We start from the raw sequence: 15,697 nt of genomic DNA, 5'->3' as shown, positions 1-15,697 counted from the left end.
TTAAAAAGCATCTTTAGAAAAAAACATAACTTTTACTGTTTGCAAAATAATTCTCAAATCAAAAATGAATCCTCTTTTTTCGATATAACGTAAATCCAGTTCCACCATCTCATTGAAACTCAACTCACTTCTTCCACTCACTTGCCATAAACCTGTGCATCCTGGAATAACCCTAAGTCTCAATTTGTCATAACTACTGTATTGGTCAACTTCTCTCGGTAATGCGGGTCTTGGCCCTACAAGCGACATCTCGCCACGAATTACATTCCAGAGCTGGGGTAGTTCATCCATACTAGTCTTACGAATAATCCTTCCGATTTTTGTTATCCTAGGATCTTCTTTCATCTTAAACATCGCACCGCTAATTTCATTCTGAGCTAGAAGATTATCCAACAACTCTTCAGCATTCGAGACCATAGATCGGAACTTGTACATCCGAAATGGCTTCTCATCCTTACCGATGCGTGTCTGATAAAAAAAAACAGACCCTTTTGGGTCCTCTAGCTTTATTAATATAGCTAAGACTAAAAAAACTGGAGTTAGCAAAATGAGGCCGATCAGTGCGCAGATGAAATCTAAAATCCGCTTGACCATAAGATACAAGACTCTAGGTTTCCCCTTTTCAGGGGTGTAATTTGTATAAATCGAGTTCCCCTCGAGTACAACTTCTATTTCGTTTCGTTGTTGCGGAGTGGGAGACACTTATCTTCACCTCATTAACGATTTATTTTACTAAGATGCTCTCGTTCAATAATGGCTTCCATACCTTGCAGCAATGGTTTTCGAAGTTCATTATTCTGCAGTGCAAAATCAAGGGTAGTCATAATAAATCCAAGTTTCTCTCCCACATCATAACGAATCCCCTCAAAATCGTAAGCATACACTCCTTGGCTCATGTTTAGTTTCTGGATAGCATCTGTCAACTGAATTTCCCCACCGGCACCTTCCTCTTGATGCTCAAGAAAGTCAAATATTTCTGGCGTCAATATGTATCTTCCCATGATCGCTAAACGGGATGGAGCCTGACCTGCTTGAGGCTTCTCTACAAAGTAATCCACTTCATATAAACGATCGAATCTTTCTAATGGAGCAACGATCCCATATCGCTGTGTTTGCTCGAAGGGTACGGTTTGAACACCAATTACTGATTTCTGCAATTTCTCGAACTGCTCCGCGAGTTGTCGTATGCAAGGTTTTGAGGACTGTACGATATCATCCCCGAGGAGTACAGCGAAAGGCTCATCTCCAATGAAGTTACGAGCACACCAAACAGCATGACCAAGTCCCTTGGCTTCCTTCTGACGTATATAATGAATATCTACATTAGAGGAGCGACGCACTTCATCAAGCAGATCAAACTTCCCTTTGCTAAACAAATTGTTTTCTAGCTCAAACGCATGATCGAAATGATCTTCAATGGAACGTTTACCTTTTCCTGTTACAATGATAATATCCTCAATCCCTGACGCTACTGCCTCTTCCACAATGTATTGAATTGTAGGCTTATCCACAATCGGAAGCATTTCTTTCGGCATCGCTTTCGTAGCAGGTAAGAATCGCGTCCCTAAACCGGCAGCAGGAATAATTGCCTTTTTAACTTTCCTCATTCTTCATTCACTACCCATCTCTATTTATTCTTGATACACATATCAGGATGATACTTATGTAGTAGAAAAGCCTAGCTGTGTACTTCTCCACAGAAAAGGACATAGCTAAATTTTCTAATAAGGGCATTCAACCCGTCCTCACATCACACCCTCGACAATAATGTCTAAGGTCCTTAAGACCCACAGCGTGACCGAGTGTCTACAGTGAAAGAGGTGCAGTAGACATTACCTTTGCTTCTGAGGCTGTTCAGCCATTAATTCAGAGATAATCTGTTAATTACTAGGACTACTTCACATCTTTATTAATCACTATGCCTAACATTCGTGCATTGACATGATCTAGTTGTTCTTTTGCTTTCTTCAGATGATCTTTCCTCACCTTGCCCGAAGCAACGATCATTACAACTCCATCACACAACGCGCTAACGATGACACTATCGGATACTGAGAGAACCGATGGTGTGTCGATGAGAATCACATCATATTGCTGTTTGAATAGTTCTAATAACTCTCGCATTACTACTGAATCCAAAAGCTCAGATGAGTTTGCAGGTATCGGTCCGGAAGGGAGTAAGAATAGCTGGTCTATGATCGTTTCTTGGATTGAATCTTCTACACTCGTCTGTCCCATTAATAATGTACTTAAGCCTTGATGATTAGGTTGGGAGAATACACGGTGGAGTGAGGGCTTTCGCATATCCGCATCAATAAGAAGCACCTTTTTTCCTTCCTGTGTATACGTAACTGCCAAATTGCTGATCGTCGTAGTCTTTCCTTCTCCAGCCTGGGTTGATGTGATCATAAGGGTCTTCAATGCCTGATCTTTAGAGGCAAAGTGAATTTTTGTTCGAAGTAGGCGATACACTTCAGATATAGGTGATTTGGGGTTCATAGATACAATTAAACTGCTATCATTGATTGATCGTCGCATACTGGCTCTCACCTACTTTTGTTTTTTGCGTTCCTTTCATTCTTGCAGACTTCTTCAAATCACTCCTGCTCATCTTTCCTACAACTGCGAGCACAGGAATGTCCAATAGCTCATTCACGTCTGCTTCCGACTTCAGTGTGTCATCAAGATAATCGAGGAGAAGTACAAGACCGATCGCTAGCATTAAAGAAACCACAAAGCTAATTAACAAGTTCATAATTGGATTGATATTAATTGGAGCAGGAGATGCAGATATATCTGCCTCACTCAAGATCGTTATATTATCAACATTCATGATGTTAGGTATTTGTTCTTTGAACACGGTAGAAACTGCATTTACGATCTCAGCGGCATTCTTGTAGGAAGTGTCTTGATAAACTAAATTCATAACTTGTGAGTTGTTCGCAGATGTGACAGATATCTTCGCAGATAATTGCCAAGCACTCTCCCCCAAATTAGGATATTGTTCGACAACCTTATTCATAATTGCGGAAGACTTAATAATCTCTTTATAAGAATTAATAAGAAAAATACTGGTCTGGATTGTGCTTGCATTGAGGCTTGCCCCTCCCTCGCCAGAGGACTGGTTAACGATAAGTTTCGCATTAGCCGCATAGATGGGAGTTGTGAAAAAATAACTCTTCACACCTGTTGCTACCATCGCAATGACTACAATGATCGTGATTAACCACCATTTTTTCTGAATGATCCTAAAGTACTGTTTGAGTTCCATATACTCTTAGCCCCCATCTAATCTGAAGTATTCCAAGTAATAATTGCATTCGCCTTATCAAGGCGTTACGATACATAATGTATATTCACAACCCATAATTTACGATACAAATTGTATCATGTCAATACTATAATTAATATTAGATTTATTAAATTTGTCAATTTATATCATTTCCCATCGACACTCTCTTACAAAACTGAAACATTCGTCTAAGTGTAATTTAAGGTTTAAATCTATTAGAGAAATGCCATACCGTTTCCCAAAAATTTGTTACATATAATAGAAGCGCTTTCAAAAGGGAGTACTATATGCGTATTTTTATCACATTTTTATGGGCCATCGTCCTGTTTGTCTTTACTTGCTCAGTGAATTTCCATCTCCTGATCAAATACCATATTGTCGATTTTAAATTTAATCCGACCCCCGATTGGTCAGAACTGATGAAGTTCGATTTTCAATGGTCAAGTAAGGAGTGGATTTTGCGAAAAATAGGCCATCTTGCCGGCTTCTTCATTCTTGCTCTTATTTCATCTGCCTTCGGAAAATACAAATCTGCCTTTTACTTCTCAGTCATCTATGCAGCCACTACTGAAATTCTCCAGTTATTTTTCTTCCGAGGCGGTCGGATCTATGATGTCATTAACGATTCCTTCGGTGTGCTCCTTGCCTATCTAATGTGTCTGATAGTATTCCGCCGAAAATCAAGGTGATCATAAAAATAAACTTCTAAAAACCATTGATACAATTCGTATACTTGTTATATAATGATCTTGCGATACAAATTGTATCAACATTTCGATTAACTGTAACGTGCATAACGGAGGAATCAAATGAGTGCAATTGCCGGTATATATCGTTTTAATGGAGAACCGGTCAACATGGAGCATGGCCGACTTGTAATGGAGGCTTTAAGGAAGTATCCATCTCATCAAAGTGCGACTTGGAACAAAGGCCGCATTATGCTAGGCTGTCATGCCCAGTGGATTACTGAACAATCTACTCTTGAGATATTACCTTCTTATGATCCGGTCCGGGGTCTCGCCATTACAGCAGATGCCATTATTGATAACCGAGAAGAATTAATGGAACAGCTACAGGTTTCTAGAGTCCTTCGATCCGATATGACCGACAGTGAAATTCTCCTACTCGCTTACGAACGCTGGTCCGAACAAATGCCGGAAAGACTTGTTGGAGACTTCGCCTTCGTGATCTGGGATGAACGCAATCAGACCCTTTTTGGAGCAAGAGATTTCTCTGGTGCACGAACGCTATACTATCACCGGAATAAGGAGCTTTTCTCCTTTTGTACGGTTATTAACCCTTTATTATCCTTGCCTTATATACATAAAGAGCTTAACGAGCTATGGTTAGCTGAATTTCTTGCGATCACTGGTGTCTTCGAACCACCAGATGTGGCAACTTCAATCTATAAAGATATTGAGCAGCTTCCGCCATCTCATACCATATCCATTAAGAATGGTCGAGTATCCATAACCAGATACCACAGCCTTTCAGATGTAATTCCTTTGAAGCTTGCGTCATCGCAAGAATATGTGGAGGCATTTCAGGAAGTATTCCATACAGCGGTCAACTCAAGGATTCGACGGACGAAGCTGAATATAGGGGCACATCTTAGCGGGGGGTTGGACTCAGGTTCTGTTGCCAGCTTCGCTGCCAAAGCTCTGCAGAAAGATAACCGCACACTTCATACTTTCAGCTATGTTCCAGAGGATGGATTTGTGGATTGGACACCCAAGCGCAGACTTGCAGACGAAAGGCCTCTCATAGAGCAGACGGTTCAGTATGTCGGAAATATTCACGAAAATTACTTAAATTTCAATGGACGAAGCTCTTTCTCAGAAATCGATGATTGGCTCGATATCATGGAGTCACCTTATAAGTTCTTTGATAATACCTTTTGGTTACGAGGGATTTATGAACAAGCTCAGCAGCGTGGAATCGGCATTCTCCTTAACGGAGCCAGAGGGAATTACAGCATTTCTTGGGGTTCTGCTATCGACTATTACGCTAAACTCATGAAGGAACTCAACCTATTGCGTCTAACAAGGGAAGTTCGTCGGTATGGGGGGAACATGGGACTCGGTCGTAAACGAATCTATTCCATGGTTGGACGTAAAGCTTTTCCCGTAATTGACCGATTAAAGCCTCCCCCTACTTTTGCAGATATTCCGCAAGTAATTCATACGGATTTTGCTAAACAAACCGGTATATTTGATAAACTTAGTGACCCAAGATTCATTGGAATCGGCTCTACTGTGGATGTACCAAAAGATCCGTTAGAGGCAAGAAGGCAGCATTTTAATCGAATAAACATATGGAGTATCACTGGAACAAGTGGTTGCAAGCTCTCTCTTCGTTACTCGGTGTGGAGTCATGATCCAACTAATGATCTGCGGGTTATCCGCTTCTGCCTTTCAACCCCTATGAAGGAATTCGTTCAGGATGGTATGGATCGAGCTTTAATTCGGCGTTCTACAGAAGGATTTCTCCCGGATACTATAAGGCTAAATCAACGAACAAGAGGGATACAAGCAGCTGATTCTATCCACAGATTATTAAATGACTGGCCTGATTTTATTAATGAACTTGATGAAATGAGCAACGATTCTCGAATGAAGCAAATTGTAAATATGTCTGTCATCCACGATGCTCTAGCAGAAGCACGTCATGGCTTAGAGCCTGATCAAGCCTATCAACCGCCCATTAAGCTGTTAATGCGCAGTTTAATCCTATATCGATTTCTACAGAAAAACTTTTGAAAGGAGGTGAAATATACATATGAAAAAAGAATGGAATGTTCCCACTTTGGAAGTTCTTGATGTTAACATGACGATGGCTGGTCCTGGTAAAGCAATTCCAGACGGAGTTCAACCAGATCCGGACGAAATCACAAACTTCAGCTAAGCCTTAAAAGCTATTATCTCCTAAGTAACCACGGCCCCTATACGCCTTGATGGGTATACGGGCTATCCTTTTTTTATAACGTAATTTGAGCATTGGAGTGAGGACCGTGACTCAGACTCTTAACAAAAACCTATATACGGCCTTTGGGCATTATATACATAGCGCTATCCCCTTACCAGAGGTACAGCAACTAGGTAACCCTGATCATAACGCCGATATCGTGATCTGCTACGCCAATTTAAATAACAAATGGTCAGAGCTCTCGATCGAATCGAAAACATTCGTATGTACGGAGAATATGGTGATGTTCAGGATTCCTGATCTAGCTATTTTTGCTGTAGAAAATGGAACGACCATTTCGATTTCCCCCGAAAAGGATGCCGAGGAAGATAAAATCCGCTTATATGTGCTTGGAACATGTATGGGTGCTATTTTGATGCAGCGAAAAATCTTACCTTTGCACGGTAGTGCAATTGTCATTAACGGAAAAGCATACGCATTCGTTGGTCACTCCGGACACGGTAAATCGACGCTGGCTTCGTCTTTTCTGCAACAAGGTTACCAGCTATTAACGGATGACGTTATTGCCGTTACACTGGATGATCAGAATATTCCCTATGTAACACCCGCTTATCCACAACAGAAGCTTTGGCAGGAAAGTCTCGATACCTTTGGTATGGATTCGAATCAATTCCGTCCACTGTTCGAACGCGAGACCAAATTCGCGATTCCTGTGGAATCCCACTTCTCCTCCGATACCCTCCCGCTAGCCGGTATATTTGAACTCATCAAGACTGACTGTGGTCAGCCTCAGTTTCGAGCGATTCAGAAGTTAGAGAGGTTACCCCTTCTATATCGCCATACATACCGTAAATCCCTCCTCCAAGATAGTGGGTTAACAAAATGGCATTTTGACACAACAGCCCGCTTAGCTAGCCATATTGATATGTACGAACTTCAGCGGCCAATAAATGAGCATACTGTGAACCAACTAACTACCATGGTGCTTGATGCCATTCAAGAATAAAAACCCGCTCATTTGAGCGGGTTTTTGCAATTGGTCTATCCTATTTATGAACATTATATTAGATCTTCTTCAGAATCTTATCAATTTCACTCTTCAGCAAAAGGTACCTGTGAACACTTCTCATGATCGGAACTTTAGTCAACTTATGTTGATCCACATAGCTTTTCATTTGGTCTTTAGATAGACCAAGCAAGCTCCCCGCTTCAGACACAGTCAATACTTCCTTGTTACTTGTAGCGTTGAATGTTTTCTTCACCTTTAAATTCCAGTCCTCAAACACCTGCATAAATATCCGCCACCTTTCTATAAAAAAACCCCCAAACGATACGTTTGGGGATCATTTCTCAAATCTAGAGTTTTACAACATTCTCGGCTTGTGGGCCACGGTTGCCTTGAACCACGTTAAATTCTACACGTTGTCCTTCATCCAGAGACTTGAATCCGTCACCAGCGATTGCGCTAAAATGTACGAATACGTCCTCTCCGCCTTCAACCTCGATAAAACCAAAGCCTTTGTCCGCGTTAAACCATTTCACTGTACCTGTTTGCATAATATAATTACCACCTAATTTTAAATTACATGCCATTCTTATCCCAAAAAAATCTCTTACAAAATCTCTAAAAAAATAAAAATTCACATATGGTACAAGGTTATTGTCGTCTCAAGAATAACCCTCTACGCTATGTGAATTCGTTAGGTGATCGCTTTCGATATACTGATTATAGCACATGTAAAGTTATATAGATACTCTTTTAGGCTATATAAAAAATGGTAAATTTAAGTTTTCAGCAAACATTCATCCTGAAATGCCGGCATACTTTTGTTTTTAGTTACTATTTTTCATGACAAACCTTATCACTGATACGGTAGACAACAATTTTTAAACATGAATCTTGTAGTTAACGTTTGCTAAAATATTGAAACTATTGGTTTCAAGAAATTAAGACTGTTGTTATCATATAGTCCACTTTAAATAAACTTCTAATAAATAGAATATATACTAGCTCAGACTATATCACCTATAGAATCCCTCCAGTTTGTACCATCATACCATATTGGTTTATTTAGTGTTTTGTCATAGTAACTATCACCCTTCTTTGGAAAAAAGGGACGTACTTGTGCTACATAAATAAGAGTACCGTTTATAATGATATTGTCACGAATTAAATCATCCTGATATTCCGACACTATACTTCCATTTTGTATAATATTCCCTTCAACAATATTGCCGATAGAATAATAAGGAGCTGCACTACCGTATCTTTTCATCTCAAGATGAATATTCCCACGACTCACTTTGTTATCTTTTATTTGATTATTCTCACAAGGCGCTGGCAAGGAGTCTCCATTCGGAGGAGTGACAACAGATCCACTTCGACCGATTCCATGTAATGAAGATACAGAAATTTTCCCGATGCACTGATTTCCTTGGATTATGGTACCATAACTTGATCCCCACAGCGAGATTGAAGCAGTCCCACTAGGCGAATTAATCCAATTGTTTACTATTTGATTATCAACGGCCTGTATTCCTATAAGAATTTTATCTCCTACAGAGATCGTTCCCTGAATAGCTGCTGACATCCCCTCTAAGATAAATCGTCCATCTGTTTGAGATTTAATCGTCCAACAGACTCCTTTCTGATTACCTGTTAAGAAAGACATGAAATACCCAGCATAGGGACCTCCGACTCCGGTCCAGCTCAAACTACTTAAGATTACTCCATAATCCCCATTATTTGTAAACAGAGAGGACACTGTATCTACTTCTTGAGCTCCACCGTTAACGAAATCATTACCACGAACATCAAACCCGACTCCTTCCTCAGAAAACTTCTCCATATGATTATGGGCTATAATATTTCCGTAGATCATACCTAATGAAGAAGCTAAGTTTTTTGTGGCCAGAAAGTTAATACCAGTAACCCCACTAAAAATACGGTTATGTGAGATAAGATTCCTGTTCCCTCCATAAAATTGAATTCCAGTTCTAGTGTTTAGGTTCATAATATTAAAGCAAATTTTAGAGTTTTGCATTCTATCAACCATCACAGCATACGTGTTACGCTCAAATCGATTGTGAGAAATTATTATATCTTCATGAATTGATCGAAAGCCCTGATTAACATAAACACCAACAAATAAATGATCGAAGAAATTGTTAGTGATAGTTACATCAAACGTTCTGGTGCTTTCAAAATTAATTCCAACACCCATATCACATTTAGGTATATTTATACCTTCAATATGCGTTTCAGACTGAGCAATTAATACAGGTTTATTTGAATTATACTCACCACCTAATGTCCCATAAATAAAAGTATGCTTTGTTCCAGCCCCTATAAATTGCACACCACGCTTAATAAGAATACTTTTATTTATCTTATATTTCCCAGGTGGCAAAAAAACCTTACCTGAGACACTCGATGCGGCTTCAATTGCCTTTAAAATAGCATTTGTATCGTCCTCGCCAGATTTAGTCAAGGGATCATAATTTCCTTTTGCTCCATAATATTTAATATTATAAACACCAAACAAACCCAATATTGTCCCCCAATTCAAATCAATAAATTTCACCACTCTTATCACTGCCCTTCTTCAATAGTGATAAACGTTAATACTGTCTCCAACAGATATTCACTATTTCGAACGATCTGCTCAACATAACTATTGCTATTGGAATGGGAATTGAATTCAGTTAAAAAGATATTCTGAAGTTACCCAGTTACCCTAAGCTAAATTTAAAAGATCTGATTTATTTTAAGCAATTGGTACTCGTGTACCATAATATGAGCTTGTCATGACATGTGTCACTCCTTTTCTGTATTTTTATAGTGCACTCTCCTTCCTTTATGAAAATACATTGTCACAAAAAAGCTCATCTAAATATATTCGTCATCCCCTATCTTCTTGGTTACATTCCATCTAGATCGAAGAACTATTGATTTGCCTCTAATTCTAAATACAAGCAATGGGTTAAGTTTCTAATCATGTTATGCCGATTAGCGTAACTCACCAAAACTTACACAAGAAGGGCATAGTTAAGTAGAAGCCAACACATAATACATTCATAACCAAGTAACATCCAAGGAGGCCTATCCATTTGAGTACGAATCAACCAGATAAGAACCTGATCAACACGGTGGAAGCATTAGAAGAAACACCTGTAAACAGCCTCGATGCTCAGCAGAAACAACAGGCTCGCAATGACCGCCGGAAGCAAGCACAGCATGATAGCAATGGCAAATTCAGCGAAAATGAATCTGGCAATTATCATTAGAAGCCTTAAGAAAGCCTAAGGGCACCAACGATGGTGCTCTTTTTTGGATGCATAAAGCCAAACGTTATGCGCCCTAATCATTATACGAATTCCAAACTCCAAACCAACCTAAACAGCGCATGCCATTCAAATTTCGGCATGCGCTGTCATGGTTATTATATTTAGCATCTACTTCACAAATCTTCCGATAAAATCAGACACGATCCGCTCATATTCCTCCGAGTCCATTCGGTAAGCCTCTCCATGTCCCGCATTATGCACAACGTACAGCTCTTTCTCAACCGGACTATTCTCATACAAGGTCTGGACCATTTCTGTCGGTACAAATGTATCCATATCTCCGTGGATAAACAAGGTCGGTGTCTTCGATTTCTTGATCTGTTCAAGAGAAGAAGCCTCCCCGAAGAAATAGCCTGCTCGAATCTTGGTTAACAAGCTGGTTGTCTCTAGAATCGGGAATGCAGGTAAATGATACATCCGAGTTAGTTGGAACTTCAGTTCATCTCTCACCGAGGTATAACCACAATCTTCAACAATGGCTTTGACATTGGAGGGTAAGTCCTCACCACTTGTCATCATCACCGTCGCTCCACCCATCGAGACACCATGGAGAACAATTTGCGTATCCTCTCCGTTCACTTCTAGCACACGTTCAATCCACTTCATATAATCCTTACGCTCAGGCCAGCCAAAACCAATATAATCTCCACCACTCTCACCATGCCCTCTAGCATCTGGCAACAAAATATGATATCCGAGTCTCTCATAATACATTCGAGCGTAGGCATTCATTTGAGTAGCATTACCAGCATATCCATGAGCGATAATAACCGTTCGATCAGAAGGCGTGGGCGCAGCCAAGTAGTATGCTTGCAGAGGAATTCCGTCATCCGAATCCATATGCCAACGGTCGAAGTTCTGATTCTCCCACCATGCCTTGTCTGCACTAATGCTATCCTGCATCTCTTGAATCTCAGGGTTGGTCTGTAGATCGGGGCTTTCACTCAAAAAGTCTTTCGAGGCTCTAGCAATAGCTACGTTATAGAAATAAAAACTTGCTGCGATAAGGATTACGAACAACAATACAATTGCGGACGTCATACCGATGATCATCTTATTCAAGCTCTCTTCTCTCCAAAATGTATATTATATTCGTTAAAACGCAGTTACTTGGCCTAATATAACATATATCTGGAGATCAACCATTTCAGATCTGTAAACTTCAATTTAAAGCTATGACAGCACCCTTCATTCTACCAACACGCCATTAATAAACGTCATCTCTTTGTCTTTAAATTCGATAATCAAGGTTTGTGTATAATCCGATTCATTCCGGATCTCCGTCCCTAACGTAAACTCGTTACCAACATTATCAAGCGGGTTATGAAGCACACCTCTAGGAATGTACCTTGATTCATGCCCAATAACATTGTCATTCTCATCGTAAATAAATTTGCTTTTTCCTGAGACCAGCAAGTCCTTGCCGTTCCCCAAAGCAAGATGAACCTCCAGTCGACTACCTATTTTCTTATACGCAATATCTACATCTTTAGACGAGACCCCTGTCCCAATAGCAAACAGCCAAATCGCAGCTGCAGCCAGTATCAGCACCGTAGAGATCGAGAGAATAAGCTTCCTCTTGTTCACTTTTTTCACTTTTTTCAAATAATTTACGGTTTCTGCCTCTCCTTGATCCATAACAGGCATACCAAAAGCTACGTCATCGCTCATCTCTCTATGAAACTGGCGGCACGCCTCACAGGAGTCTAGATGCTTCTCGATTTCTTCATTACTATATGGCGAGGTAAGCTTCTCAATATAGGATGGTAATAGATCCCGAATCATATCGCATTTCATGATAATCTTCCTTTCATCAATTTTTGTTTTCCCCGGTAAAAGGTAACTCTCGCCCACGTTTCATCCCTTCCGAGAATTTCTCCAATCTCTCGAAAGGTAAACTCTCCGGTCAAACGCAGGTACAACACTTCTTTCGTATTCGGATCAAGTAGATGAAGCTGTTTGAATAACTCCATTTTGTCCTGAGCCAAAATAAATTGTGATTCCGTCGTATACGAATCCGTTAGAGAAGGGTCTTCTAATGTGTCAGAGGGTCGTTTCTTCTGCTTGTCCAGCTCTTGGTACCAGACATGCTTCGCAATCTGACAGAGCCAGACGTATACTTTACAAGTTCCATCGTATCTATGTATCGACTTTACCGCTCTATAGAAGGTTTCTTGGGTGATCTCTTCTGCCAACAAATGATGATGACAAAGACTAAATACGAATTTATAAACTTGGGTCGAATATTCCCTGTATAATTCCTCGGTGTCCTGCATCTGTTCACCTCCTCAAGTTATATATCCGTAAATGATGATAAACGTTACAACCGATTTTAAAAATATCATATGTGACAAATGTCGTCGAAAAAATATTTAAAATTTGAATAATAAAGATAACAACGCTTATAGCCGGAAATAACACTAGATCATAGGATGTGAGAGAATTGACAGGAGCTATCCGTGAATGTGTAGAGCAGGATCATGTGATTGAGCAAGTAGCGCAGCAATATCCATGCAGAGTGTTATGGTGCGAGGGACGAGCATGCCTGGAGTACGATACCAAGGAAGAATTAGACCTGATTAGAGCATACATAAGAGATACGTTTGATAAAGAGCTTTTGGATGTGTTTTTTACCGCGATTGAGCGTATACCCGAGGACGATTAAGTTTTGAATTTACGCTGCCACACTATTACACCTTATATAAAAATAACCCGTATGCAAGAGACTTGTAGTGAAGTCTCTGCCTATGGGTTATTCTGTTATTTTAGAAATCAACCTCAATACTTATCTTCCCTCTGACCTTCTGAGTCTCACTTAGGGCATGCGCCTTTGCAATTTCTTCTATAGTATAAACACTCTCTATAAAGGGCTTTAATGCCCCTTGCTCTGAAAGACGAGAGAGCACGGTTAAATCCGCCGTTTTGGATTTTGCCCAAAAGTGACACGCCTTTTTAGATTTTGATAAGGAAGATAGGAGTGGCTTGAACACAGTGGAAAACGAGGGTACGGTGGATACATAAGTACCGCCCTTGTTCAGTAAATGCCTAAAGGTGAAATAATTATATTTGCCCACGGCATCGAAAATAAGATCAAACTGCTGGTTCATCTTCTCCAACTGAATCTGGTCATACGGAAGTACTTCATCGCATCCAAACTGGTGAGCAAGCTCCTTATTACGAGAATGGCAGATTCCTGTAACATGGCAGTTCGCAGCCTTGGCAATCTGCACCCCAAGATGACCCACTCCGCCGGTGGCACCCGTTATGCAGATTCGCATCCCCGAAGCCATTCCCCCTTCTTTGTAGAGACCTTGATAAGCGGTCGAGGCCGCAAGCGGAATAACCCCTGCTTCAAGAAAATTGAAGTTCGCTGGTTTTTTCGCAATGATCGAGGTGTTAACGCATAGAAACTGGCCATATGCACCCCCTTCTGTAACGGCATTGGTAAATCCAAATACCTCATCCCCAGGAACATAATCTTTGACTCCAGCACCGCATTCGGTGATGACCCCAGAGAAATCGGACCCAAGCACCTTTGGAAATTTAAAACCTGACATAAAGAATATGCTTCCCGATCTGGTTTTGAAATCAACCGGATTCACTGAACTTGCCCGCACTTGAATCTTCACTTCGTTCCGATCAGGATAAACCTCATCCACTTCATTGATATGTAGCACTTCTGGTTTACCATATTTCTTAATAATCGCAGCTTTCATGGCTAGGCACACCCTCTCACTTCATTAATCCAGTGTACCTGAAACAATATTCCCTTGATACATCACAGCTTGGCGCTTCGCCCTTCTCGCCACAGCTTCCGCAGAGCAGCTTGCTTCAACGAGTACCATGCTCGCTTCGTCTCCTACTTTTGGCCACACCTGCTCTCCTTCTGAGTTCAGCGGGGTAACTCCACCTGTAATAAACCCTAAAGTTTCAGCCAATGCCAGTTCCGTGCTTCTTCCGAAACGCTCTGCCAAACGGCCCGCACGCTCCAATATATCTCCGTTTCCGAAAGGAGACCACGAGTCAAAAATATTATCGCACCCCACGGCTACAGGTACATTCCTCTCATGAAGGAAGTTAACCGGAGGGATGGCCCTGCCAATCGGCACGCTCGTAATAATTGTTATGCCAAGTTCAGCAAGCATCTGCGCGACTTCATCCGCTTCCGCTCCAGCCATATCTCCCAGAGCGAAAGCATGGCTCACCGACACTCTGCTCTGCCAGCCTGCTTCTTCCGTGAGTGCAGCAAGTCGCTTAATGGTCGCAAGACCCATATGCCCCCCATCATGTAGGTGCAAATCTACATCGGCGTCCGCTTCGACCGCGATATCCATCATCTGCTGCAGTGATCTTTCCATATCGCCATCTACAGTTCCCGGATCAACACCGCCAACCAATCCGGCTCCATGGCGAAGTGCTTCTCTGACCAAATTCGCACTGTTGGTACGGAGCAGACCATGCTGCGGAAACGCTACGATCTCGTGCGACAACTTCCCATCGTAGGTGGATAGTGCCTCTTGAACGGCCTCCAGATGTTTTAGTCCCACCTCCGGATAAATATCGACATGTGTACGAATGTGAGTGGAACCCGCTTGCAGCAACTGGCCTAGCAACGATTCAGCCCGCTCTTGTAGCGATGTCGGTAAAGTCGGAAGCACACTTTTCTCGATTTCGAATCGTTCAAATATACTTGAGGCAGGTCGTACTGCTCTCCACGAATCGCCGAGTAGTGTCTTATCCAGATGGCAGTGCTTTTCAATAAATGAAGGCAGCGCCAGCAGGTTTGCCGCGTCCTTCTTCGGCAGATTGTCAGTCACTGCTGTAGTGTATGGGATAATCTTATTTATGTAACCGTTTTCAATTAAGATATGGCATTGCTCCGTCACGGTCTCTGTAACTAGACCTGCTTCATATCGATATCCGCTCTCCAACCGGACATTCATTAACCAATAAGCTTCATTCAATTGGATACTCATCCTTCCCCTAGTAGACTGTTCTGTTCATGCAAGTCCGGGACAATCGTTTCCCTTGCCCTCTATCTTCATTATTTCAGATGTATCTGTCAAGTTGATAACGGAAGTAAAGGGATAGCAAAGAGCCCAGCCACTTACATATGGCTGAGCTCAATTAAAT

Annotated in this window: 18 protein-coding genes; 6 read left to right on the top strand and 12 right to left on the bottom strand. The window is 41.2% G+C overall.

Annotated features, from left to right (window positions below; all coding sequences use genetic code 11):
* The 4 genes from ACK8P5_RS01930 to ACK8P5_RS01915 form a co-directional block, all read right to left on the bottom strand.
* A complete protein-coding gene (locus tag ACK8P5_RS01930; RefSeq protein ID WP_422659323.1) occupies positions 1 to 702 on the bottom strand; it encodes a sugar transferase in 702 nt (233 codons plus the stop codon).
* A gap of 14 nt (positions 703 to 716) precedes the next feature.
* Positions 717 to 1,607, bottom strand: coding sequence for a UTP--glucose-1-phosphate uridylyltransferase GalU (gene galU / locus ACK8P5_RS01925; protein WP_422659322.1), 891 nt, complete (start codon positions 1,605 to 1,607; stop codon positions 717 to 719).
* A gap of 286 nt (positions 1,608 to 1,893) precedes the next feature.
* Positions 1,894 to 2,538, bottom strand: a complete 645-nt coding sequence (locus tag ACK8P5_RS01920; protein ID WP_422659321.1) for a CpsD/CapB family tyrosine-protein kinase — start codon at positions 2,536 to 2,538, stop codon at positions 1,894 to 1,896.
* Positions 2,519 to 3,271 carry a YveK family protein gene (locus ACK8P5_RS01915; protein WP_422659320.1) on the bottom strand — a complete coding sequence of 251 codons (753 nt, stop codon included), beginning with the start codon at positions 3,269 to 3,271 and terminating at the stop codon, positions 2,519 to 2,521. The genes ACK8P5_RS01920 and ACK8P5_RS01915 overlap by 20 nt, the downstream gene beginning before the upstream one ends.
* Positions 3,272 to 3,579: 308 nt before the next feature.
* Between ACK8P5_RS01915 and ACK8P5_RS01910 the strand changes: the two genes are divergently transcribed.
* The 4 genes from ACK8P5_RS01910 to ACK8P5_RS01895 all read left to right on the top strand — a co-directional run bounded on the left by ACK8P5_RS01910 (position 3,580) and on the right by ACK8P5_RS01895 (position 7,223).
* Positions 3,580 to 3,981 (top strand): VanZ family protein, encoded by a 402-nt coding sequence (locus ACK8P5_RS01910; protein ID WP_422659319.1) that lies wholly within the window; start codon positions 3,580 to 3,582, stop codon positions 3,979 to 3,981.
* Between the two features lie 120 nt (positions 3,982 to 4,101).
* Entirely contained in the window at positions 4,102 to 6,051 is a 1,950-nt protein-coding gene (locus ACK8P5_RS01905; RefSeq protein ID WP_422659318.1) for an asparagine synthase-related protein, read from the top strand.
* Between the two features lie 19 nt (positions 6,052 to 6,070).
* The gene (locus ACK8P5_RS01900) at positions 6,071 to 6,196 is read left to right on the top strand and encodes a paeninodin family lasso peptide (RefSeq protein ID WP_422659317.1); all 126 of its coding nucleotides are present in this window, start codon (positions 6,071 to 6,073) and stop codon (positions 6,194 to 6,196) included.
* A gap of 106 nt (positions 6,197 to 6,302) precedes the next feature.
* Positions 6,303 to 7,223, top strand: a complete 921-nt coding sequence (locus ACK8P5_RS01895) for an aldolase (protein WP_422659316.1) — start codon at positions 6,303 to 6,305, stop codon at positions 7,221 to 7,223.
* A 58-nt stretch (positions 7,224 to 7,281) separates the two neighbouring features.
* On the opposite strand, the gene ACK8P5_RS01890 is transcribed toward ACK8P5_RS01895, so the two are convergent.
* The 3 genes from ACK8P5_RS01890 to ACK8P5_RS01880 form a co-directional block, all read right to left on the bottom strand.
* Positions 7,282 to 7,509, bottom strand: coding sequence for a DNA-binding protein (locus ACK8P5_RS01890; RefSeq protein WP_422659315.1), 228 nt, complete (start codon positions 7,507 to 7,509; stop codon positions 7,282 to 7,284).
* 64 nt (positions 7,510 to 7,573) lie between these two features.
* Positions 7,574 to 7,774 carry a cold-shock protein gene (locus ACK8P5_RS01885; protein WP_422659314.1) on the bottom strand — a complete coding sequence of 67 codons (201 nt, stop codon included), beginning with the start codon at positions 7,772 to 7,774 and terminating at the stop codon, positions 7,574 to 7,576.
* Between the two features lie 455 nt (positions 7,775 to 8,229).
* On the bottom strand, positions 8,230 to 9,801 hold the full coding sequence (locus ACK8P5_RS01880; RefSeq protein WP_422659313.1) for a glycosyl hydrolase family 28-related protein: 1,572 nt from the start codon (positions 9,799 to 9,801) through the stop codon (positions 8,230 to 8,232).
* A 526-nt stretch (positions 9,802 to 10,327) separates the two neighbouring features.
* On the opposite strand from ACK8P5_RS01880, the gene ACK8P5_RS01875 reads away from it, so the two are divergent.
* Entirely contained in the window at positions 10,328 to 10,504 is a 177-nt protein-coding gene (locus tag ACK8P5_RS01875) for a hypothetical protein (RefSeq protein WP_422659312.1), read from the top strand.
* Between the two features lie 168 nt (positions 10,505 to 10,672).
* On the opposite strand, the gene ACK8P5_RS01870 is transcribed toward ACK8P5_RS01875, so the two are convergent.
* The 3 genes from ACK8P5_RS01870 to ACK8P5_RS01860 form a co-directional block, all read right to left on the bottom strand.
* Entirely contained in the window at positions 10,673 to 11,617 is a 945-nt protein-coding gene (locus ACK8P5_RS01870) for an alpha/beta hydrolase (RefSeq protein WP_422661340.1), read from the bottom strand.
* Positions 11,618 to 11,752: 135 nt separating this feature from the next.
* Positions 11,753 to 12,361 carry a zf-HC2 domain-containing protein gene (locus ACK8P5_RS01865; RefSeq protein WP_422659311.1) on the bottom strand — a complete coding sequence of 203 codons (609 nt, stop codon included), beginning with the start codon at positions 12,359 to 12,361 and terminating at the stop codon, positions 11,753 to 11,755.
* Positions 12,358 to 12,840 carry an RNA polymerase sigma factor gene (locus ACK8P5_RS01860; RefSeq protein WP_422659310.1) on the bottom strand — a complete coding sequence of 161 codons (483 nt, stop codon included), beginning with the start codon at positions 12,838 to 12,840 and terminating at the stop codon, positions 12,358 to 12,360. The genes ACK8P5_RS01865 and ACK8P5_RS01860 overlap by 4 nt, the downstream gene beginning before the upstream one ends.
* Positions 12,841 to 13,007: 167 nt before the next feature.
* Between ACK8P5_RS01860 and ACK8P5_RS01855 the strand changes: the two genes are divergently transcribed.
* Positions 13,008 to 13,229: a hypothetical protein gene (locus ACK8P5_RS01855; protein WP_422659309.1), complete on the top strand. Its 222-nt coding sequence runs from the start codon at positions 13,008 to 13,010 to the stop codon at positions 13,227 to 13,229.
* A 100-nt stretch (positions 13,230 to 13,329) separates the two neighbouring features.
* Here ACK8P5_RS01855 and ACK8P5_RS01850 read toward each other — a convergent pair whose 3' ends face one another.
* Positions 13,330 to 14,280, bottom strand: coding sequence for an NAD(P)-dependent alcohol dehydrogenase (locus ACK8P5_RS01850; protein ID WP_422659308.1), 951 nt, complete (start codon positions 14,278 to 14,280; stop codon positions 13,330 to 13,332).
* Between the two features lie 24 nt (positions 14,281 to 14,304).
* Entirely contained in the window at positions 14,305 to 15,528 is a 1,224-nt protein-coding gene (locus tag ACK8P5_RS01845; protein ID WP_422659307.1) for an amidohydrolase, read from the bottom strand.
* Positions 15,529 to 15,697: the final 169 nt, after the last annotated feature.

The organism is Paenibacillus sp. EC2-1 (genome assembly GCF_049311625.1).
Lineage (GTDB): Bacteria > Bacillota > Bacilli > Paenibacillales > Paenibacillaceae > Paenibacillus_AQ.
Note: the sequence above shows the minus strand (reverse complement) of the source record. Positions and strands in the feature narration are given on the sequence as shown.